At 41.9% G+C, this 21,474-nt stretch carries 19 protein-coding genes; 6 read left to right on the forward strand and 13 right to left on the reverse strand.

Annotation, left to right across the window (positions count from 1 at the left end; genetic code table 11):
• Nucleotides 1–37: 37 nt before the first annotated feature.
• The 3 genes from MKY84_RS12485 to MKY84_RS12495 form a co-directional block, all read right to left on the reverse strand.
• The gene (locus MKY84_RS12485; protein WP_342526400.1) at nt 38–1,444 is read right to left on the reverse strand and encodes an alanine/glycine:cation symporter family protein; all 1,407 of its coding nucleotides are present in this window, start codon (nt 1,442–1,444) and stop codon (nt 38–40) included.
• Nucleotides 1,445–1,746: 302 nt separating this feature from the next.
• Nucleotides 1,747–2,451, reverse strand: coding sequence for a DsbA family oxidoreductase (locus tag MKY84_RS12490; RefSeq protein WP_342526402.1), 705 nt, complete (start codon nt 2,449–2,451; stop codon nt 1,747–1,749).
• 56 nt (nt 2,452–2,507) lie between these two features.
• Entirely contained in the window at nt 2,508–3,434 is a 927-nt protein-coding gene (locus tag MKY84_RS12495) for a manganese-dependent inorganic pyrophosphatase (protein ID WP_342526403.1), read from the reverse strand.
• Nucleotides 3,435–3,575: 141 nt separating this feature from the next.
• Here MKY84_RS12495 and MKY84_RS12500 point away from each other — a divergent pair, with 141 nt between their 5' ends.
• Entirely contained in the window at nt 3,576–4,376 is an 801-nt protein-coding gene (locus tag MKY84_RS12500; protein WP_342526405.1) for a GNAT family N-acetyltransferase, read from the forward strand.
• Between the two features lie 12 nt (nt 4,377–4,388).
• On the opposite strand, the gene MKY84_RS12505 is transcribed toward MKY84_RS12500, so the two are convergent.
• The 3 genes from MKY84_RS12505 to MKY84_RS12515 all read right to left on the reverse strand — a co-directional run bounded on the left by MKY84_RS12505 (nt 4,389) and on the right by MKY84_RS12515 (nt 7,580).
• Entirely contained in the window at nt 4,389–5,003 is a 615-nt protein-coding gene (locus MKY84_RS12505; protein ID WP_342526406.1) for a DNA-3-methyladenine glycosylase, read from the reverse strand.
• Nucleotides 5,004–6,275, reverse strand: coding sequence for an acetyl-CoA hydrolase/transferase C-terminal domain-containing protein (locus MKY84_RS12510; RefSeq protein ID WP_342526407.1), 1,272 nt, complete (start codon nt 6,273–6,275; stop codon nt 5,004–5,006).
• A gap of 84 nt (nt 6,276–6,359) precedes the next feature.
• Nucleotides 6,360–7,580, reverse strand: coding sequence for an MFS transporter (locus MKY84_RS12515; protein WP_342526409.1), 1,221 nt, complete (start codon nt 7,578–7,580; stop codon nt 6,360–6,362).
• A gap of 171 nt (nt 7,581–7,751) precedes the next feature.
• Between MKY84_RS12515 and thrC the strand changes: the two genes are divergently transcribed.
• Both thrC and thrB read left to right on the forward strand, forming a co-directional pair.
• A complete protein-coding gene (gene thrC / locus MKY84_RS12520) occupies nt 7,752–8,813 on the forward strand; it encodes a threonine synthase (RefSeq protein WP_342526411.1) in 1,062 nt (353 codons plus the stop codon).
• On the forward strand, nt 8,810–9,709 hold the full coding sequence (gene thrB / locus MKY84_RS12525) for a homoserine kinase (RefSeq protein WP_342526413.1): 900 nt from the start codon (nt 8,810–8,812) through the stop codon (nt 9,707–9,709). Before thrC ends, thrB begins: the two co-directional genes overlap by 4 nt.
• Before the next feature lie 714 nt (nt 9,710–10,423).
• On the opposite strand, the gene zupT is transcribed toward thrB, so the two are convergent.
• From zupT to MKY84_RS12540, 3 genes are all read right to left on the reverse strand, one after another.
• Entirely contained in the window at nt 10,424–11,236 is an 813-nt protein-coding gene (gene zupT, locus MKY84_RS12530) for a zinc transporter ZupT (RefSeq protein ID WP_342526416.1), read from the reverse strand.
• Nucleotides 11,237–11,316: 80 nt separating this feature from the next.
• Nucleotides 11,317–11,970 carry a uracil-DNA glycosylase gene (locus tag MKY84_RS12535; protein ID WP_342526418.1) on the reverse strand — a complete coding sequence of 218 codons (654 nt, stop codon included), beginning with the start codon at nt 11,968–11,970 and terminating at the stop codon, nt 11,317–11,319.
• Nucleotides 11,971–12,003: 33 nt separating this feature from the next.
• Complete coding sequence (locus tag MKY84_RS12540; protein WP_342526419.1) at nt 12,004–12,624, reverse strand: phosphatase PAP2 family protein; 621 nt, start codon at nt 12,622–12,624, stop codon at nt 12,004–12,006.
• A 187-nt stretch (nt 12,625–12,811) separates the two neighbouring features.
• On the opposite strand from MKY84_RS12540, the gene MKY84_RS12545 reads away from it, so the two are divergent.
• Entirely contained in the window at nt 12,812–14,551 is a 1,740-nt protein-coding gene (locus MKY84_RS12545; protein WP_342526421.1) for an ABC transporter ATP-binding protein, read from the forward strand.
• A gap of 272 nt (nt 14,552–14,823) precedes the next feature.
• Here MKY84_RS12545 and hflX read toward each other — a convergent pair whose 3' ends face one another.
• The 3 genes from hflX to MKY84_RS12560 are packed head-to-tail and all read right to left on the reverse strand — an operon-like array spanning nt 14,824 to nt 18,485.
• The gene (hflX, locus tag MKY84_RS12550) at nt 14,824–16,092 is read right to left on the reverse strand and encodes a GTPase HflX (RefSeq protein WP_342526423.1); all 1,269 of its coding nucleotides are present in this window, start codon (nt 16,090–16,092) and stop codon (nt 14,824–14,826) included.
• Between the two features lie 11 nt (nt 16,093–16,103).
• Complete coding sequence (locus tag MKY84_RS12555; protein WP_342526425.1) at nt 16,104–16,844, reverse strand: VOC family protein; 741 nt, start codon at nt 16,842–16,844, stop codon at nt 16,104–16,106.
• A 45-nt stretch (nt 16,845–16,889) separates the two neighbouring features.
• Nucleotides 16,890–18,485 (reverse strand): AMP-binding protein, encoded by a 1,596-nt coding sequence (locus MKY84_RS12560; protein WP_342526426.1) that lies wholly within the window; start codon nt 18,483–18,485, stop codon nt 16,890–16,892.
• Between the two features lie 130 nt (nt 18,486–18,615).
• On the opposite strand from MKY84_RS12560, the gene MKY84_RS12565 reads away from it, so the two are divergent.
• Both MKY84_RS12565 and MKY84_RS12570 read left to right on the forward strand, forming a co-directional pair.
• Nucleotides 18,616–19,791 carry an SAM-dependent methyltransferase gene (locus MKY84_RS12565; protein WP_342526427.1) on the forward strand — a complete coding sequence of 392 codons (1,176 nt, stop codon included), beginning with the start codon at nt 18,616–18,618 and terminating at the stop codon, nt 19,789–19,791.
• The gene (locus MKY84_RS12570; protein ID WP_342526428.1) at nt 19,788–20,060 is read left to right on the forward strand and encodes a hypothetical protein; all 273 of its coding nucleotides are present in this window, start codon (nt 19,788–19,790) and stop codon (nt 20,058–20,060) included. The genes MKY84_RS12565 and MKY84_RS12570 overlap by 4 nt, the downstream gene beginning before the upstream one ends.
• Nucleotides 20,061–20,097: 37 nt before the next feature.
• On the opposite strand, the gene fumC is transcribed toward MKY84_RS12570, so the two are convergent.
• On the reverse strand, nt 20,098–21,474 hold the full coding sequence (fumC, locus tag MKY84_RS12575) for a class II fumarate hydratase (protein ID WP_342526429.1): 1,377 nt from the start codon (nt 21,472–21,474) through the stop codon (nt 20,098–20,100).

The following is a 21,474-nucleotide window of genomic DNA, read 5'->3' on the forward strand; positions in this document are numbered from 1 at the left end:
CATTAAAGTAAACGGAGGGGTAGGTATGACAAGGCGCTTATTTAGTTTCTGGTGAATTCTCTTCCCAACACTCTGTATTGGTTAGTCCTGAAATATTTTTAGCATAAAATTGAGGGTCTAGACCACGCTTACGTTGTGCGACATAATCGTCAAGTACTTGACCCGCCAGTTTACCTAAGATAATGATGATCACAATGTTAATGACCGCCATTAACCCCATAAATAGATCTGCCATGTTCCAAACCAATTGAACTTTTGCTAAAGCTCCGAACATGACCATAGCGAGTACTAACACACGGTACCCTTGTAACCAACCACGATGTGCATTGATCAACTCAATATTCGTTTCGCCGTAATAGTAGTTTCCAACGATTGAACTGAATGCAAAGAAGATGATGGCAATTGCCACGAAATAAGGCGCCCAACTTCCTACATGATCAGCCAGTGAATTTTGAGTTAGGACGATTCCATCATCAGTAGCCGTTTTATAAAAATCAGATAGCAAGATGATAAACGCTGTTGCTGTACAAATGATGATTGTATCAAAGAATACTCCTAGACTTTGTACTAAACCTTGTTTAGCTGGATGGGAAACGTTAGCTGTTGCTGCCGCATTAGGGACTGAACCCATCCCTGCTTCATTGGAGAACAATCCACGTCTTACCCCTTGCATAATTGCTGCACCAACCCCGCCCCCTACTGCCTCTTGTAAACCAAAAGCATGGCTAAAAATGAGCGAGAAAAATGCTGGAATTTCTGATAAATTTGTAGCTACTACAAACAACGCAATTAAAATATAAAGCACTGCCATAACGGGAACAATGACTTGTGTTACTTTCACAATTCGGTGAACACCACCAAAAATAATTGTTGCTGTTAACCCAACTAACGCTAACCCAATAACCCATGTTGGAATGTTAAAAACGTCGCTGACCGAAACAGCAATTGTGTTTGATTGAACAGAATTGAAGATAAATCCAAAGCTAAGTGTCAATAAAATACTGAAGACAATTGCTAATTTGCGTTGGCCTAAAGCTTTTTCCATGTAATAGGCCGGACCACCGCGAAACTCGTTGCCATCACGCACCTTATAGACTTGTGCAAGCGTACTTTCTACGAAAGCTGTGGCCATACCGATGATAGCAATTAGCCACATCCAGAATACGGCTCCAGGACCCCCGATTCCAATGGCTAAGGCAACTCCAGTAATATTACCCGTTCCTACTCGAGATGCTGTACTAATGGTAAAGGCTTGAAATGCAGATACACCTGTATCTGTTTCTTTCTTTTCGGTGATAACGCGAAACATTTCACCAAACATGCGGAACTGAACAAATTTAGTACGGATTGAAAAATAAAGACCAGCACCGATTAAAAGGGCAATTAATATGTAAGTCCATAAATAATTATTTGCCCAGTCCACAAATGAGTTTAACCACTCCATAAAGTTTCCCGCTTACTCATTTAGATTTCATTCTCTACATACCCCAAAAGTCGCAGATAGCAAACAAAAAAGAGACTGAGAAATAGAAAAATCAGTAGCTTCTCTAGGTTGAATTCCAAAGAGAATCTACTGATTATTTACGTTGAGTTCCGTTCCGTGGGCGCGCCGTGAATCTTCTCGTCGCAAGCTCCTGCGGGGCCTCACGTTCCGACTTTTGACCCCACTGGAGTCAGCCCCTACACTCCACTCAACTTCAGATTAATTAAATTTTTTAACTATAGTCTGAATGGGCTTCTATTTCCTTAAAAATCACATACGTCGCCATCACAAGTAGCACCTTGACCACCAATGGTTTGAAGGGTAGGTTTTAAGCCTTCTTCTTCGGCAACTTTTTGTAGCGCCTCTTTGAATACTTCAATAGGTTGTGCGCCAGAAATGGCATATTTATTGTTGAGGACAAAGAATGGTACTCCTTGAACACCGATTTGCGCAGCCTCTGTTTGGTCGATTTGGATTTCTGGGAAGAATTGATTACTCATGAGTACCTCTTCCGTTCCTGAGGCATCCAGGCCAACTGAAGTAGCTAACTCGATAAGAATAGCCGAATCATTAATATTTTTTCCATCGATGAAATAGGCTTGCAGCAAGGCTTCTCCTAAATCATTTCCCTTACCTTGTGTATCTGCCCATTTTACTAGACGATGTGCACGAGCCGTATTGGCCGGTTTTGCATTATCAAAATTGTACTCTAGCCCTTCTGATTTTGCTTGCTCGATGACATTAGCTGTCATCGCTTTTGCTTGTTCAATAGTTGTATTATATTTTCGAGCCAAGGATTCGTAAATAGATTCAGTTACAACTTCGGGGGTACCGGCATCTAGCTGGTAACTCTTCAAATGTACTGTTACCTGACTTGAAAACCCAGTCTCTTCTAGCGCGCGTTCTAAGCGGCGTTTTCCAATATAACAAAAAGGACAAACGTAGTCTGACCAGATTGCGATTTCCATACAATCACCTCTTAGTCAGCATAGTTTGTTCTTCTTAGAAAATCAATAATTTGAGCTTATTCTGATAAGGCTTCTGTAAGTGCTGGAACCACTTGCTTTTTACGTGAGACCACACCTTTTAGTAAGGCAGTGTGATTTGTAAAAGCAACGTTAAACGCTTCTTCCGCTTTGTTTGCCATCTTACCTAAAGCAAGTGCTACTGAATCGTTATTTAAAATATCTGTCACGACGAAGAAGTACAGATCCAACTCTTTTTCAGAAATCCGGTCATAAATGGCCTTTTCAATTTCTGATTGACGATTGAACACGTCTTGTGGATCTACGACGTTGACTTGAGCTATTTCAACTTTGTAATTGCCCATACCAAATTCTTTTGCGTCCAATGTCAGTAGATCATCAATTGTTTTTGAGGATACATCTGCTCCTGCTTTTAGCAGGGATAATCCATATTCTTGTGCATCTACTTGAGCAAGAGCTTCTAATTCTTTTGCAGCTTTTAAATCCTGCTCTGTACAAGTAGGTGATTTAAATAGTAAAGAGTCTGAAATGATAGCTGACAACATTAAACCTGCCATAGCTTGAGGTACTTCAACCCCATGCTCTTTGTATAGCTTGAATAATATCGTTGCCGTACAACCTACTGGTTCTGCACGATAATAGAGTGGATCAGCAGTTTCAAAGTTAGCAATACGGTGGTGATCAATGACTTCTAAAATATGGGCATCGCTTATACCCTCTGCGCTTTGTTGGAATTCATTGTGATCGACAAGAATGACCGGTTGTCCTTCTTCTACTGCCACTATTTCACGTGGAGCTTCCACTTGAAAATGAGTTAAAGCAAAAGCAGTTTCTTCTGTAATATCACCGAGACGAACTGCCTCTGCTTCGTGACCGATTTGATTTTTCAAGTATGCATAGACGATAGCTGACGTTACAGAGTCAGTATCGGGATTTTTATGACCAAATACTAGTGTTCTAGACATGGAAATGCCTCCTTCAATTTTTGTGCTTCTTCAGTTTAGCATATTTTTTCCCAAATCGACATTATGGATATAACGCATTTCGACTGAATTTTCATGGTATACTAAAAGATATTTTGGCAAAGTGTAAAAGAGGGTGATAGGATGGCACGGACAACCGAAGCAAAGTATTTACCGCTTCATGATTTTTTTAAAAAGACGGAACAAAAGACAGTGAAACTGACATTTCCTCAAATGGAGGCTATTTTAGGACAACCACTTCCCAATGCGGCTTATTTAAGTAGAAGTTGGTGGAAGAAAACAAAGCCTCCCGCTCTCCATTATTTTGCATGGACTGACAATGGCTATGGTGTCAGTGAGATCGAACTCAATCAATACGTTATCTTTCAAAACTCGATTCATGAACACGATACATCGCATGAGCGGGAGAAGCAGGATATTTTAATTGTTCGTGAAGCAGAAACAGAAGACGCTCGTGCATTTATCCAACTGCAAGAAGCTATTTATTCAGAGACGGATTTTATGCTTTACGGCAAGTCTGAACAAAAACAATCTGTGCAAGGCATTAGAAAGCGTTTAGAAGAATGGAAACAAGCGCGCAATTCTAATCTATTTTTAGCAATTATGAATGGTGAATATGCTGGTTATCTAGTGGTGATCGGGGGCCCTTCTCCACGTGCTTCTCATAGAGCATCTATTGTTATAGGTGTGAAACAGCAATTCTCAAATAAAGGCATCGCCTCTACTTTAATGTATCACGGAGAGAACTGGGCTAAGGATGTCGGTATTGAGAAACTTGAACTGACTGTAATTAAAGAAAATGTCATCGCTCAAAAATTGTATAACAAACTAGGTTTCGAATTAGAAGGCACTCGTAAAAATGCACTGCGCATTCAAGGCCATTATGTTGATGAATATTATATGGGCAAGATGATTGATGCCTAAAAAAACAGCCACTTAGCGAGTATCGCTAGGTGGCTGTTTTGGCGTCCGGTATTTGGAGACATAGGGATTATCGGTTTCCCAGAACCGGTACGGGTAGTGAACCGCTTCTCCACTATTGTCGATACCGATTCGAGGGCCCGTGGATACAGATTGAGGGATTCTTCCTTCTGCAATGTAAAGCGGTGGTTCACTCCACAGACTACCGTAATGCTGCATCGTGATTCCAAGCGCTTTTGTCAATTTACCCGGACCGTTTGTCCACTGTTTCATTGGTAGCTGATTACGATTACGTGCCATAGTGGCCTGGCCTTCTAGAGGCTCAAGAGCTCTGATCAAGATAGCATGAGGTTCCCCTACATCTTCTGCCACCACATTGATCAGTGTATGTGTGTGCATTTGGTAAGTGTAAATATGACCTGGTTCAGAAAACATGACTTCTGTACGCTTCGTCTTTCTCCCACCAAAACTATGAGCCGCCTGATCCAAGACTCCCATATAGGCTTCTGTTTCTACAATGTAGCCGGATAGTCTTCCTTCATCTGTATCATGAACAAGTAGTTTGCCAATCAGGGAATTCGCTAGCTCCAGAGTGGGAAGATGATAAAACTCGTCAGGTAATATTTTCATTTACAGGATCAACCCAAGCTTCTTCGCTTCAAAGCGCAGTTCATCTCGGAAGTCTGGATGAGCAATCGCAATCAGTTGTTCTGCACGCTCTGATAAAGGACGACCAAACATCTCAGCTACGCCGTACTCCGTGACAATGTGATCAACATCGTTTTTATTGGTTGTGACAATCGAGCCCGGTGCAAGTGAAGCTTTAATGCGAGACATTTCCCCATTTTTAATCGTAGAGGTCATGGTGATAAACCCTTTACCATTTTTCGAAAAACGTACTCCTCGCGCAAAATCTGCCTGGCCACCTGTAGATGAATAATAACGACCAGCAACTGTCTCACTAGCACATTGGCCAAACAAATCGACTTCGGTTGTCGCATTGATTGAAATCATATTCTCTTCTTTACCAATTTCTCGTGGATCATTGACTGTTGTTACCGGCAAGAATTCAATCGCTGGATTGCCATGTAAAAAATCATAAAGTCGTTGAGAACCATGAGCAAATGTTGAAATCATTTTTCCTTGATTGGTAAATTTACGCGTTCCATCTACTGCTCCAGCTTCCACTAAGTCAATAATTCCGTCTACAAACATCTCTGTATGAATACCTAAATGACGATGTGTTTTCAACTGGCTTACAACCGCATTCGGTATTCCACCAATCCCAATTTGTAAGGTATCTCCGTCTTGAATACGTTCTGCTACATAAGAAGCGATTTTCATATCCATCTCAGAGATCGGTGCTGGCTCATCACTAACAAGAGGCTGATGATTGACTACAAATCCTTCGATTTGGCTTTTATGAATCTGATTTTGACCAAACGTTCGTGGCATATGTTCATTCACTTCTACGATAAATGGTACTTTTCCGATAAACTCACTGACGATATCTGCCTGGGTCCCTAATGAATAATAACCAAACTCATCCATAGGTGAAACGACCGCCATAACCATCAACCTTCTTCCAACTTTACGTAGTATGCGTGTGACTTCATGAAAATTATTCGGCATCAAATCAGCGGTGCCTTGATGAAACTCCTTTCGATTTGCGCCACTAAGAAAGTAACTGATGTGTTTTAAGTGGGCATCTGATGCATTGTTCATGTACGATCGACCACGTAAAGGCAGAAGTTGATGAATACGCACTTCTCTTAGTTGCTCTTGGTGTTGTTCCAAATAATCAAGCAAGCGGTTAGGCTCCCCATTTGTTAAGGGAAAGATAATATCTGCCTGTGCAGGAATACTAGTAATCACTTGTTGTGCGGTTAATTCCTTTGTCATGATTCCACGTCCTTCGAGAATAGAGTTAGCTTTAGTGTAAACGAATTGCGAATGAAAAAAAAGAAGCCACTGCCGAGGCAGTGACTACAAGGTATCTTGTAACTCTTGTTGTTTCGTTTCTGTTCCGAGAAATGCAACTGCAAGAACGCCAATGACGATCGCCACACAGAAGATCCCAAAGATGATACCAATCTCGTAATTAGCAGCCACCATAGTTCCGACAAGAAGTGGTCCAAGAATTCCTCCTATCCGGCCAACGCCAGCAGCCATTCCCGAACCTGTCGTTCGAATCACAGTAGGGTATTGCTCTGGAGAATACGCATAGAGTGCACCCCAAGCGCCTAAGTTAAAGAAGGATAGGAGCATACCAGAAATCATTAGCATTGTCAGTGTTTCAGCTGAACCAAACACAGCCGCACTTGCTGCTGTTCCAAGAAGATAGGTAATTAAAACAAACTTGCGCCCCATTTTTTCAATAAGCCAAGCTGCTGAGAAATAACCTGGCAATTGAGCCAGTGTCATGATCAAGACATACTCTAACGTTTTAATTAAACTGAAGCCTTTAAGTACCATGACAGAAGGCAACCACAAGAACATACCATAGTAAGAAAACACTACTGTAAACCAGAGAATCCACAACATCAACGTTCTTCTCCGATATGTCGGTGCCCATAATTCTTTAATATTTTGAATGACAGTTCGCTTCACTTTTTCTACATTTTTATACCGAGGTGAATCAGGTAATTTCAAGCGTAGATAAATTGCATAAAAAGCAGGTAAAGCTGTTAAAGCCAATGCCCAACGCCATCCGTAGTCTGGGATAACAAAGTAAGCAATCAACGCTGCTAATATCCACCCTAATGCCCAAAAGCTTTCTAAAAGCACGACCACTCTTCCGCGCTCTTCAGCTGGAACTGATTCTGCCACAAGTGTAGCAGCAACTGGCAATTCTCCACCAAGTCCCATTCCTACAAAGAAACGTAAGACTAGAAATACCGCTAGTCCACCTGCTAATGCTGATGCACCGGAGGCGAGACTAAACATCAATAGCGTAATCATAAAGACATTTTTACGGCCAATCTTATCTGCTATTAAGCCAAAGAAAATGGCTCCTACTGCCATACCGATAGAATTGACACTACCAATCCATCCCATTTGTTCAGGGGAGAGGCTCCACTCAATCGCTAAAGCGGCAATAATAAATGAAAGAATACCAACATCCATCGCATCGAACATCCAGCCAAGACCAGCAATACCGAGTAATTTGTTACGTGACATCGGTTTAGGTTCTACAGTTTTATTCATCATTCAAGCTCCTGTCTTTACACGTGTCCTGTTAACCAACATGAGTATACGCTTATTTTCATGCATTTACAACTAAAATATTACGGTTGAAAAACCTTCTGTCGTACTGTAAAATGTCCATTATGAAAAGACATTTGTTTTCACTAAAAGTACAGAGAGGCGGAATGAACAATGGCTTGGTCCGGATTACTTCATCACTATAAAGAATATTTACCTATTACAGAGGAAACTCCGCTTCTCACCTTGTTAGAAGGCAATACACCATTACTTTATGCCGAAAATCTATCTAAACAGTTGGGTATTCATCTTCATTTGAAACTTGAAGGCGCGAATCCTACAGGATCTTTCAAAGACCGTGGAATGGTGCTAGCCGTGGCTAAAGCCAAAGAGCAAGGCAGCACCGCTGTCATTTGTGCCTCTACTGGAAATACTTCAGCTGCAGCTGCTGCTTATGCAGCACGAGCAGGCATGAAGGCAATCATTGTTATTCCAGAAGGGAAAGTCGCAGCAGGCAAGCTGGCGCAAGCTTATATGTATGGTGCTGAAGTCATCCAAATTCAAGGGAATTTTGATCGGGCACTTGAAATGGTGCGCGCTATCAGTGAGACATCGCCCGTGACACTTGTGAATTCAGTGAACCCTTACCGGATCGAAGGTCAGAAAACGGCTAGTTTTGAAATTATTGATGCACTAGGTAAAGCACCAGATATTTTAGCTATTCCGGTCGGTAATGCTGGGAATATCACAGCGTATTGGAAAGGGTTTGTTGAATACAACCAATTGCACCAATCTGGCCTTCCGAAAATTTACGGCTATGAAGCAGAAGGAGCAGCAGCAATTGTCAAAGGCTATCCTATTGAACACCCAGAAACTATTGCCACAGCCATACGTATCGGGAATCCTGCTTCTTGGAAATTTGCAGAACAAGCGCGAGACCAGTCTGATGGGCTTATCGAAGCCGTCACAGATGACGAAATGCTTGCGGCTTATCAGCTTTTAGCCGGAACGGAAGGTGTCTTTGTTGAACCGGCATCAAGTGCTTCTGTCGCAGGAATTTTACGTGCCGTTAAACAAGGTGAAATTCAACCAGGCTCTACTGTTGTAGCCGTCCTGACTGGTAATGGGTTGAAGGATCCTCAGACTGCTATGGATTGTCGATTTACTCGACCCCGTCAATTAGAATCAAGTGCACCTGCACTTCAAGACTATCTAGAGGAGGTGCTTCAAAGATGACAGTAAGTATCCGTGTGCCAGCGAGTACCGCTAATTTAGGACCGGGTTTTGATTCCATTGGAGTAGCTTTACCCTTCTATTTAACTGTTGAAGCATCTCCTCACGAATTTTGGGAAGTGATTCATGAAGGCGCACATCTTCCACCGGTTGAAGATGTGCCTACTCATTTAATTTTTCAGACAGCCTGTGAGCTCGCGCATCGTCACGGAAAAGTAATGCCGTCCCTTCGTCTACATCTAACAAGTGAAATTCCTCTTGCACGAGGGCTAGGAAGCAGTGCAGCTGCCATTGTAGCCGCTTGTTTACTGGCGAACCATTTTGCAGAGCTGGACTTGGAGAAAGCCGACCTTCTAGAGTTTGCTTCCCTTTGCGAAGGTCACCCGGATAATGTCGCCGCAGCTCTCTACGGAGGTTGCATCGTGAGTTATCATTCCTCGGAGCAGTTGGTTTTCTCACGTTTCGAACTTCCTACTTTTCAGTGGCTACTAGCTATCCCGGCTATAGAATTGAAAACAGAGAAAGCGCGACAAGTGTTGCCAGCAAGCTACACACGTGAGCAAGCTGTTGCAAGTAGTGCAGCTGCCAACATGTTAGTCGCTGGACTTGCTACGGATAATCACCAACTTGTCGGTTCCATGATGAGTTGCGATCAGTTCCATGAACCCTACCGAATGTCGCTCATCCCATCTGCATCTGATTATAAAGCGTTTGTAAATGGGTTAGGCGCATATGGAACGGCTATCAGTGGAGCAGGTCCGACGTTGATTTCAGTCATTCCTCCGTGTTTCGATGTTATGTCAGTTCAGGAGAAGTTCCCGCACTTCAAACTCTATAAGGTTTCTACAGCTCCCTTTGGCGCAGAGCTTAGCCTACAAAAAATCAGCATGTTCTCATAAATTTTCATGAGAACATGCTGATTTATTTAATTCTTGTTGTGTAACTCAATTTGAGACGGGTGTTTAGTTTCCATAAAAGCAGCAATGTAAGAGTGGGAACCGCTAACGTCAGAATGGGCAAAGTTAATGTAAGAATGGAAGAAGCTAATGTCACAATCAATGCACTTAATGTAATAATCATCCAACTAAAGTATTTCTCCAATACATACTTTATGATTTTTCTAGGAAGGGCTTTTGATACTCAAGATCTTACTAGGAAAAAGCTTCAACACATTTAGGGGTTCTGGCTGCGAGATTAGTTTCCATAAAAGCAGCAATGTAAGAGTGGGAACCGCTAACGTCAGAATGGGCAAAGTTAATGTAAGAATGGAAGAAGCTAATGTCACAATCAATGCACTTAACGTCACAATCAAAAACGCCCCCAGGGAAATGGTTCTTTTCCCGAGCGGCGTTCCACATCTAACTCAATCGAGTTCCAGGCGTTAGAAATACATTCGAAAATCAATTGCACACATAGAGGCATAGAGCACCTCTATGCACACCCTTGATTCCCGAAGCATTTCTAGGCAAACGCCTTCCACATCTAACTCAATCAAGTTCCAGGCGTTAGAAATACATTCGAAAATCAATTGCACACATAGAGGTATAGAGCACCTCTATGCGCACCCTTGATTCCCGAAGCATTTCTAGGCAAACGCCTTCCACATCTAAAAATTAAACAGAAAATAGCACTAAACTTGCTGCCATTACCATCATTCCAGCGACTACTCCATAAATTGATGAGTGTGCCTCGTCGAATTCTTTAGCGGCCGGCAATAGCTGATCTAGTGAAATAAACACCATAATCCCAGCTACTCCTGCAAACACTATACCGAACATGATATCTGACAAAAATGGCATTAAGATTAAAAACGCCACAATTGCACCGACCGGTTCTGCTAAACCTGATAGAAATGATAACTTGAAGGCACGCTTTCGACTCCCCGTCGCATAATAAATAGGAACTGCTACAGCTATCCCTTCTGGAATATTGTGAATGGCCACAGCAATTGCAATGGCGATACCTAAGCTCGGGTCAGCCATTGCGGACATAAACGTTGCAATCCCCTCAGGAAAGTTATGAATACCAATAGCTAGTGCAGTGAACATCCCCATTTTCATCAAGCGAGCATGCTCTGCAGGTGTAGGCCCTTCATCCATCGCCTCTACAGACTTCACTTCATGCGGGTTACCTAAAGACGGCAATAGCCGGTCTATCAAGCCAATAAGGAGCATACCCCCGAAGAATCCTACCAATGTCATCCAGTAGCCATTTGTTGCTCCGAGCTCTGCCACTAAAGCATCTTTTGCCTTAAAGAAAATTTCAACTAGCGCTACAAAAATCATGACCCCCGCCGAAAAACCAAGGGAAACTGATAAAAACTTTTTATTTGTTCGTGAAGTAAAAAGCGCTATTAAGCTACCAATCCCTGTTGCTAGTCCTGCTAAAACCGTTAACCCCAGTGCAAAGAGAACATTCCCATCCATAAAAAATCATCCTACTCTGTCTTTTTTTATTAGTATATGCGAAATGTTTCCTCTGCGCAACTTTTTTTGTCTTGCGAAATTCAAAGACCCACTTGTTGTAAATACTTTTCAATTTCAAGCCAGTTCTGCTCTACTTCTGTCCGAATTTTTGGATTGTAAAAGACCGCTGCAGGATGATAGGTGGGCAAGATAGTATAACTCTCAGAAGTCCATTCGAACTCTTCCGATTGTAGATCACGCAACCTTTGAACTGGGTGATCGATCAGTTTCCCTTGCCATTCGGAAACTTTATAGTCTTTTCCTAGCAATCGTTGCAATCCGACATTGCCTAATGTAACTATCAGCAACGGGTCTAGTTGCGCGATTTCATAATCTAAAATAGGTGCATGCGCCAAAATTTCTTCTTTTTTTGGAGCTCGGTTATATTTCTTTTGAATAACTTCACCAGAGCGTAGTTTTTTAGCTTTCCATTGATAGGGGCGACTACGTACAGGACTAGTCATGTACACATCTTCTCGGGTTAACCCAATACTCGTAAGAGATTTATCCAATTCTGCTCCTGCTCTTCCGACAAACGGCTTTCCTTGGATAGCTTCGTTTTCACCAGGGGCTTCTCCTATCAATAGAAGTTTCGGTTTTAGTGGGCCCCCACCTCGTACAAATCCCTCTACTGCATGCCCTTCCATTCGCTGTTTTGCAAGCGCCACAAGCTGTTCCGTTACTTGAAACTCCATCTTACTACCTCCTAACGGGAAAACCCTCTCAACCTAAGTTGAAGAGGGTCGGTGTTTTTTAAATTGTCGTTCTCTGTACTCATACCACCACATCACTAACGCAAACCAGACATACCCAATTGACCAACCTGCCACAACATCTGAACCGTAATGATGAATTTCGGCTACTCGGGAAAGTCCAATCAATAGCGCAAGAAGAAGTGCGGCTGACCAGATGAGCACCTGTTTTTTTCGTTCGTACATATATTCAGTAAGAAAATAGGCCAAAGTTAATAAATAAATAATCCCTGCCATAGAATGACCTGAAGGAAAACTAAAGGACAAAAGCTGACCTTCCAGTTCAGGTCGTTCTCGTTCAATTAATGTCTTGAGCAACTGATTGAGCACACTACCTCCACCCACTGAGGCTAATACAAATAACATTCCTCGGTAATTCTTTTTAAAAATCCATAGATAGAGAACTAATACTAGAGAGACAACAGTGACAGTAGGAGGATTGGCAAAGAAATCAAAAACTCCTATTATCAAGTTCCCTTCAAACCACTCGCTAAATACACGGTCCGTCCATAATTCTTCTTTATTTACATAGTAATAATACATAATAAAAAAGAGACCGAGGGCTGGCAGTGCAAGTATGTATTTCCAATTATTCATGGTCACTTAACTCCTCCCCCTTGTTTACTATTGTTCTACCCGAACTGTAGTCAGGAATAAACGTTTGTCGTTAAAGTATTCCAGCATTTTAGCATATCCACCTTCTTTATTCCCGTTAATTAAATTCTCATCGACATTTCGACTTATTTCGCTATACTAAATAGTAGTACTTGAAAGGAGAACCCTCATGCTTCGTAAATTCTTTAGTTATTACAGGCCTCACAGAAGGCTTTTCATCATTGATTTTTCAAGTGCAATCATCGTTGCTATTCTTGAACTTGCCTTCCCTGTAGCTGTCCAATACTTTATTGATGACCTGCTACCAACGGGTGATTGGGATCTCATTGTTCAAACAGGGGTCTTGTTATTATTCGTCTATATTCTTAGTACATTTTTACAATACGTGGTCAATTACCTTGGCCATAAACTCGGTATTAATATTGAAACTGATATGCGTCGAGAGCTTTTCAACCATGTCCAGAAACAATCGTTTCGTTTCTTTGACAACACCAAAACCGGTCATATCATGAGCCGGATCACGAATGATTTATTTGATATTGGAGAGCTTGCTCACCATGGTCCTGAGGATATTTTTATAGCCATCATGACCTTGATAGGTGCCTTCCTCCTTATGTTCAACATCAATCCTGAATTGGCAGTCATCGCAATAGTTATGGTGCCTTTCTTATCGATTGTTGCAACTTATGGAAATATTCAAATGAACAAAGCTTGGAAAAAGATGTATGGCAAAATTGCTGATGTCAACGCCCGTGTAGAAGACAGTGTTTCAGGCGTACGCGTTGTTCAATCTTTTACAAATGAAAGCTTTGAAATGGATCGTTTTCAACAGGATAACAATCAATTCCGTTTGGCTAAATTACGTGCTTACAAAGTAATGGCGCAAACACACTCTAGTATTTTCATGATGACACGTCTTGTTACGTTAGTTGTGTTAGTTGTGGGTGCATGGTTTACATTGTCAGAACAAATTTCTTACGGGGATTTTGTGGCGTTTGTGTTATTCGTCAATGTACTGATAAAGCCTGTGGACAAAATTACAGCGCTTCTTGAACTTTATCCAAAAGGAATGGCCGGATTTAAACGGTTCATGGAGTTAATTGAGCAAGATCCGGAAGTTCAAAACCTTCCGCATGCAAAATCAGCTCCTGCATTACAAGGAGATATTGACTTTACAGATGTAACTTTTGGATACGACGACCATAAAAAAGTCCTTAAATCGATTAATTTATCGATACCAGCTGGACAAACCGTTGCTTTTGTCGGACCTTCAGGAGCTGGAAAAACAACTATTTGTTCTTTGATTCCGCGATTCTATGATGTAAATGAAGGCGAAATTTCAATCGATGGCATTCCGATTCAAGATATGACGACTGAATCACTACGATACCAAATCGGAATTGTGCAACAAGATGTATTCTTGTTTACAGGGACCATTCGTGAAAACATTGCCTATGGAAATCTTGCTGCAAGTGATGAAGAAATTATGAATGCTGCTCAAAAAGCGCATTTAGAAGAGTTTGTCGCGGGTCTACCAGATGGCTATGAAACGCAGATTGGGGAACGTGGTTTGAAGTTGTCTGGTGGTCAGAAGCAACGTCTAGCAATTGCTCGGATGTTCTTAAAGAACCCGCCAATTCTGATTTTGGACGAGGCGACTTCAGCCCTGGATACAGCAACTGAACAAATTATACAGACTGCCCTTGCAGAGCTTGCTGAAAATCGAACAACGCTTATTATTGCTCACCGTTTAGCTACAATTCGTGACGCTGATCGTGTCGTTGTAGTGACTGAAAATGGCATAGAAGAACAAGGCAGTTATGATGATTTGGTCGCACAGGGTGGCGTTTTTGCCACTCTTCACAATAGTCAATTCCGAGAGAGTAAGCTTGGGATTACACAAGAATAATAAGGTTTTTAATTCTATCAAAATGGAAAAAGGTTAGGACAAAATTAAATCAGCAAGTTCTCTAGGTGAATTCCCAGAGAATTTGCTGATTTATTTGTGTATGTTGAGTTCCGTTACGGGGCTGCGTTCCGTGGGCGCGTCGTGAGTCTCCTCATCGCAAGCTCCTGCGGGGCCTCACGTTCAGACTTTAAATCCCACTGGAGTCAGCCCCTACACTCCACTCAACCTTCTAACTAGTTAAGTCCTAATACTATATTTGTCCCAATCTTTTCCTATGCATGCAAGAAGCCTTCTAAGCGAGCAGCATCTTTTGCAGACAATTCTACTGTCATCAATGTACCTTGCTCATCATACTCCGTATCAAGTACACTCGCATGTGTATTGAGGTAATCCACTAATTCCCCTTGATCAAAAGGAATCAAAAGTGAAAGCGTTGTGTAGTCTTGGAAGATGCGTGACTTAATTTGATCAATTAACTCGTCAATCCCTGCTCCTTCTTTTGCAGAAATCCAAAGTTGATCATCTTTGTACACAGGGTATTCCCTCTCAGCACGATCACTTTTATTAAATACATAAAGTGTCGGAACATCTTCTACACCGATTTGATCAAGAGTCTTGTTTGTGACATCAATCATGTAACGGTACTCATCATTCGATACATCTACTACATGCAATAAAAGGTCGGCATCCCGCGCTTCTTCAAGTGTAGAACGGAAAGCTTTGACCAAGTGAGTGGGCAGCTTACTAACAAATCCAACGGTATCTGTCAGTAAAAATTGCTTTTGGTCTTCTAGCTTCACTTGGCGAACAGAAGTTTCGAGCGTAGCAAACAGCATATCTTTCTCAAATACTTGTTTTTGTTCTTTCCCTGCCTGCAGCATCACTTGATTCATAATCGTCGACTTACCAGCATTGGTATACCCAACTAATGAAACTACAGGTAACCCTTCTTTTTGTCGGCGCTTACGCTGTGTATCTCGTTGGCTTTTAACTGTTTCTAGTTCTCGTTTGATGCGTGAAATTTGCTCCTCGATTTTTCGACGATCTAGCTCTAACTTTGTCTCACCCGCACCACGGTTTTTAAATCCGCCACCCGTACCACCACCTTGACGAGAAAGGGATGCACGTAAACCGACAAGTCGTGGCAGCATGTATTGCAGCTGTGCAAGGTCTACTTGAAGTTTTGCCTCACGTGTCTTTGCCCGTCGTGAGAAGATGGCAAGGATGAGCATCGTTCTATCCATTACTTCGCACTCTAATAATTCTTCTAAATTGCGGATTTGTGAAGGGGACAGCTCATCATTAAAAATGACTACGTTAGCTTCAGTTGCTTCGAAGAGCATTTTGATTTCTTCCACTTTCCCTGTACCTACATAAGTGCCCGCATGGATTCGCTCTAAATTTTGAGTCACAGTACCGGCTTTTTCAATTTCTATTGCAGACGCTAAATTTTCGAGTTCTTCCATTTCATACTCAAAATGATGATCTTTTTGTCGCTGAACGCCGACAAGGATGGCTCTTTCTCGTTGTGTTTCTTCCATTTTGGCACCTCCTATGGCAAGAGCGTATAAATTCCGCCCTCTATCTCTACCGTATTTTCCTTTCCGGTTCCAACGATGTCAACTCGCTGCAAACGGCATAGGTCTTGTTCTGACTCCACAAAAGTAATACGTGTATTCGAAAGTATTATTTGTGTACCTTGCTGAGCCACTTCTAATAAGTTTGCCCACTTCTCTGCAGTTTGAAACGGTGTCTTAGTAGCAATTACTAATTCTTGCACTCGTAACTCTTCTACACGCGGTGGAAGTTGCTTTTGTTGTTCTAAATCGGCATATTTTTCTTGCTGCGATTGCTCCCACTCGATAAAGAAAGGTAACGGCAAGTCTTCACTTGGATTTTCTTTCACAAAAAGCATTTTCCAACGAAGGACATCCCCATTTGGCGTTTTCCGAGAGGCATCGAGAATTTCTGTAGTTTGTATCCCTTGCGTTTGAAAGCGATTATAGACTCGTTCAATGGAGTCAGGACGCAAACAGATCGTCCCAAATCCAGGCCCATTTTTAAGGTCAAACAATAATAATTTAGTGAGTGGATGATCCGCATCTTTTGCAACTGAAAGATTCACAAGGGATAACCACTCTATATAGCTTGAAGCTAGAAAAGCTAATGTATTTGCGGTTCCCCATTGTACATGTTCCCCACCCAACACACTTGAAATTCCTGCATAATTTGTTTTTTCAACGACTTCTTTAGGTGATTCTGACACAAAATGAACGATATGATCTAAATTCATCTTATTCTCCTGTCTATTGCTGTCTATTTCCCGGGAAATAACGCCTCAGTTTGTCACTTTTTGTTGCCCGAGTTCACGTAGCATATACTTTTGTATTTTACCAGATGCCGTCATAGGATACGCCTCTGTGAATTCAATATAGCGCGGAATTTTATGGTGTGCGATTGTTCCTTTTGCAAATTCTCTGACCTCTTGAGCTGTCAGAGAGTGTCCCTCTTTGACAATGATCCATGCCATGAGTTCTTCTCCATACTTGGTATCAGGAATACCAATCACTTGAACATCTTGGATACTTGGATGCTGGTATAAAAATTCTTCAATTTCTTTTGGGTAAATATTTTCTCCTCCTCGGATGACCATATCCTTAATTCTACCTGTTATATCGATATAACCATTTTCGTCCATTACCGCAATGTCGCCTGTATGAAGCCAACCATGATGGTCTATTGCTTGTTTTGTGGCCTCTTCATTTTTGTAGTACCCTTTCATAACTAAATAGCCGCGAGTACAGAGTTCACCAGGTACACCTGTTGGGGATTCCTCACCTGTTGCAGGGTCAATGATTTTCACTTCCACCCCTGGATGAGCACGACCAACCGAACTTACTCGTTTCTCGATAGCATCATCTGTTTTGGTTTGCGTAATAACAGGAGAAGATTCAGTTTGGCCATAAGCAATGGTGATTTCTTTTGCGCCCATATCATGAATAACCCGCTTCATCACTTCCATCGGACAAATGGAACCAGCCATTATACCTGTCCGAAGTGAAGAAAGGTCAAAACTAGCAAAGTCAGGATCGTTTAATTCGGCAATGAACATGGTGGGTACCCCATACAAACCCGTGCACTTTTCATCTTGGATTGCTTGAAGTACTTTGTTCGGATGAAATTGTTCCAAAATCACCATTGTTGTGGCATGGATCACACTCGATAAAGTTCCCATGACACAGCCAAAACAATGGAAAAATGGGACAGGTATGCAAAGTCGGTCATTTTCCGTTAAATGAATATAATCACCAACTAATTGTGCATTGTTGACGATATTTCGGTGAGATAGCATAACGCCTTTTGGAAACCCAGTCGTTCCAGATGTGTACTGCATATTGATAACATCTTCATTGGATAGTGACTGAAAGCGTTCTTCAAGTTGTTTGCCAGAAACGTTGGGAGCGCCGTTCTCCAGCTCAGACCACGTCATCATGCCCTCTTCTTGTTGCTCATTCAATAAAATAACGCGCTTCAGATAAGGTAGCTGATTTCTCTCCAAATTTTTGACGATGTCGATATACGAGGTCCCTTTAAACGAATCAGCTAACAGTAATGTTGTACTGTCTGACTGCTGCAAAAGGTATTCTAATTCTTTCTTTTGATAGCTAGTATTAACGGTTACCAATACAGCACCTATTTTAGCTGTGGCAAACTGCGTGAGTAACCACTCCCTTTTATTATCTGCCCAAATGGCCACGTGCTCCCCTTTTTGAATACCTAGACTCATAAATGCGCGAGCGAGTGTATCCGTTTCTTCATCAAACTCTTTGTACGTTTTTCGAATCCCGTGTTCAGGGTAAACATACGCTTCTTGATGTGGAAATTCTGTTGCCGTTTTTCTCAGCACTTGCCCTATTGTTAATTCATTAAACAAAACAATCTCCCCTTTGTCATGTTGTCCCTTCTATATTATCACAAAATTCTGACGAGACTTCTTCCATTCCTGCCCCATTTTGAATGTGCTATGATGAACAGTAGAAAATTGATGAACGGAGGTGTTCGCAATGGAACTTGAACAGTTGCAACTTGAACTGATTACACGATTCAGCGAACAACAATTAATAAGCGGGGTTATCAGTCAATCACGTTCAAAAACTGAATCGGCAGGAAAAATCAAAATCAAGCCTGTTGAAATCAAAGGACTGTATCACATCCAGTTAGAATATCATTTCGACCAAACCATCACGCATGAGAATAAGCTCCCTTCCGAAATGGAGGAGACAGTAAGAGAGCTTTTAGATCGGTATCGCCAGTTGCAAATGAATTGGGCAGGTGAATCGGTGCACATCCAGCTTTCTAAGAAGAAAAAAGTAACCATGAAACGTTCGGTTACTGACAATCAGCCACCTGTAGAACTCTCGCATAACCGCAAAAAAAATTATGTGCTTGATCCCGATGTTGTCCATCCATTTTTAGTTCATTTAGGCGTACAAACAAAAGATGGCAAAATTAAAAATCAGAAACATGATAAATTTAAACAAATCAACCGGTTTGTCGAGTTTGTCGAAGACTCTCTTGCTTATCTACCAACTGATCAACCACTTCGAATTATTGATTTCGGTTCTGGAAAGTCTTATCTCACATTCGCCCTCTACTATTATTTGAAAGAATTAAAAGGGTACGAAGTGAACATTACAGGTCTTGATTTGAAAAAAGATGTCATTGCCCATTGTGAAAAGTTGGCACGAGAATTGCAGTATGATGGATTGCATTTTAAAGTTGGTGATATCACTGACTACAATAACGTTCAGCAAGTGGATATGGTTGTGACATTGCACGCGTGTGACGTAGCAACGGACATGGCGTTAGGGCGAGCAGTGAAATGGGGAGCTCGTGTCATTCTAAGTGTGCCTTGCTGTCAACATGAATTGTTCACTCAGCTGGATTCTCCAGCCCTTGCTGTGATGACACGTCACGGACTCATCAAAGAGCGGTTTGCGTCTTTAGCCACCGACTCCATCCGTGCACAAGTTTTAGACCTTGTAGGCTACGAGACCCAGCTGGTTGAGTTCGTCGACCTCGAAAATACACCGAAAAATATTTTAATCCGTGCCTACTATACTGGCGCGCAACCAAAGCCAGAAACGATTGCTGAGACAAAGGCGTTTGTTGCGTTTTTGCAAGCCAAACCGTTTCTAGTGAATGAGCTGCAAGAGGAATTGAAAGGGGTTCTGACATGACAACACAGCAGTACACGGTCCGTAAATTGATTAACGGAGCCATCTTAATTCCTGCAGTTTTTATTGCCTTACTGGCGACTGCTTATTTTGAATGGCCTATATGGACAACCGTACTTTTTGCTATTGGTTTAACGGCGATATTTGTTATTCTCGTAAACCGCTGGCAGGCACTGGATCGTCCTATTTCTAAAAATGCTTATACGGTATGGAATGTTGTCATCATTTTAACCTTTGTTATTATCTACTACACCATTCGTAGTTCTATGTAAAAAACTCAGCTGACCGCTTATGGCCAGCTGAGTTTTTTTATATCATTTTTTGTGGTTGCACATACTCATCAAACTGCTCTTCTGTTAAAAGCTCCAAGTAAAGAGCTGCTTCTTTTAAGGTTGTTCCATTTTCATGTGCATATTTTGCAATTTTCGCAGCATTTTCATAGCCGATATACGGATTTAACGCAGTCACTAACATGAGCGAGTTATCCACATGACGTCCAATAACCTCTCGATTAGGTTCAATTCCTACTGCGCAGTTATCGTTGAAACTGTGCATAGCATCTGCTAATAAACGGACAGACTGCAAGAAGTTGAAAATAATAACTGGTTTAAATACATTCAATTGATAATTCCCCTGACTAGCAGCAAAGGAGATTGTTGTATCGTTCCCCATCACTTGAGCTACAACCATAGTCATTGCTTCACTTTGAGTAGGATTTACCTTTCCAGGCATAATCGAGCTGCCCGGCTCATTTGCAGGAATCGTTAATTCCCCTATCCCCGAGCGAGGTCCACTTGCTAGCATACGCACATCGTTAGCGATCTTCATCAAATCGGCCGCGAGACCTTTTACAGCACCGTGGACGGTGACAACATCATCATACGATGTGAGTGAATGAAACTTATTTTCAGCTGACGAAAACTCACTCTCGACTAGCTTAGAAATTTCTTTCGCCACCAAGTCACCAAACTCCTTTGGTGCATTGATCCCGGTTCCTACAGCTGTGCCGCCAATTGCCAATTCGCGCATAAATGGAAGAACGGCTTCAATCATCTGTTTCGATTTTTCCAACATCCTTACCCAACCACTGAACTCTTGGCCAAGCGAAAGTGGTGTGGCATCTTGCAGATGGGTCCGCCCTATTTTCACAATAGTCCCATACTCTTCTGCTTTTTGTTCAAATGTTTTATGAAGCGCATCGATTGCCGGCAATAACCGCTGTTCGACAGCCAACACTCCTGCTACATGTAACGCTGTTGGAAATGTATCGTTCGAGCTTTGAGATTTATTCACATCATCATTGGGATGCAAACGTTCTGATGAACCAGATCTCTCTAGCAATTGATTTCCTCGATTGGCAATGACTTCGTTGACGTTCATATTGGTTTGAGTGCCACTACCTGTCTGAAAAACCACGAGTGGAAAATGTTCATCCCATTGCCCAGTACGAATCTCATGAACGGCTTCTACTATAGCATCACGTTTTTCCTTAGACAGATTGCCAAGTGAATAACTGACTTCTGCTGCAGCGGCTTTAACGGCTGCTTGCGCGTAGACTACTTCTAGTGGCATTTGATCCGTGCCAATTTTAAAATTTTGTTTACTTCGTTGTGTTTGGGCTCCCCATAGCTTATTTGCCGGAACTTGAATCTCACCCATTGAATCTTTTTCAATACGATAATCCAT

Source organism: Chryseomicrobium sp. FSL W7-1435 (genome assembly GCF_038595005.1).
GTDB lineage: Bacteria > Bacillota > Bacilli > Bacillales_A > Planococcaceae > Chryseomicrobium.

Coding starts and splice junctions, on each gene's coding strand:
- MKY84_RS12485 (WP_342526400.1), bottom strand. CDS start 1,444: ATGGAGTGGTTAAACTCATTTGTGGACTGGGCAAATAATTATTTATGG.
- MKY84_RS12490 (WP_342526402.1), bottom strand. CDS start 2,451: ATGGAAATCGCAATCTGGTCAGACTACGTTTGTCCTTTTTGTTATATT.
- MKY84_RS12495 (WP_342526403.1), bottom strand. CDS start 3,434: ATGTCTAGAACACTAGTATTTGGTCATAAAAATCCCGATACTGACTCT.
- MKY84_RS12500 (WP_342526405.1), top strand. CDS start 3,576: ATGGCACGGACAACCGAAGCAAAGTATTTACCGCTTCATGATTTTTTT.
- MKY84_RS12505 (WP_342526406.1), bottom strand. CDS start 5,003: ATGAAAATATTACCTGACGAGTTTTATCATCTTCCCACTCTGGAGCTA.
- MKY84_RS12510 (WP_342526407.1), bottom strand. CDS start 6,275: ATGACAAAGGAATTAACCGCACAACAAGTGATTACTAGTATTCCTGCA.
- MKY84_RS12515 (WP_342526409.1), bottom strand. CDS start 7,580: ATGAATAAAACTGTAGAACCTAAACCGATGTCACGTAACAAATTACTC.
- thrC (WP_342526411.1), top strand. CDS start 7,752: ATGGCTTGGTCCGGATTACTTCATCACTATAAAGAATATTTACCTATT.
- thrB (WP_342526413.1), top strand. CDS start 8,810: ATGACAGTAAGTATCCGTGTGCCAGCGAGTACCGCTAATTTAGGACCG.
- zupT (WP_342526416.1), bottom strand. CDS start 11,236: ATGGATGGGAATGTTCTCTTTGCACTGGGGTTAACGGTTTTAGCAGGA.
- MKY84_RS12535 (WP_342526418.1), bottom strand. CDS start 11,970: ATGGAGTTTCAAGTAACGGAACAGCTTGTGGCGCTTGCAAAACAGCGA.
- MKY84_RS12540 (WP_342526419.1), bottom strand. CDS start 12,624: ATGAATAATTGGAAATACATACTTGCACTGCCAGCCCTCGGTCTCTTT.
- MKY84_RS12545 (WP_342526421.1), top strand. CDS start 12,812: ATGCTTCGTAAATTCTTTAGTTATTACAGGCCTCACAGAAGGCTTTTC.
- hflX (WP_342526423.1), bottom strand. CDS start 16,092: ATGGAAGAAACACAACGAGAAAGAGCCATCCTTGTCGGCGTTCAGCGA.
- MKY84_RS12555 (WP_342526425.1), bottom strand. CDS start 16,844: ATGAATTTAGATCATATCGTTCATTTTGTGTCAGAATCACCTAAAGAA.
- MKY84_RS12565 (WP_342526427.1), top strand. CDS start 18,616: ATGGAACTTGAACAGTTGCAACTTGAACTGATTACACGATTCAGCGAA.
- MKY84_RS12570 (WP_342526428.1), top strand. CDS start 19,788: ATGACAACACAGCAGTACACGGTCCGTAAATTGATTAACGGAGCCATC.
- fumC (WP_342526429.1), bottom strand. CDS start 21,474: ATGGATTATCGTATTGAAAAAGATTCAATGGGTGAGATTCAAGTTCCG.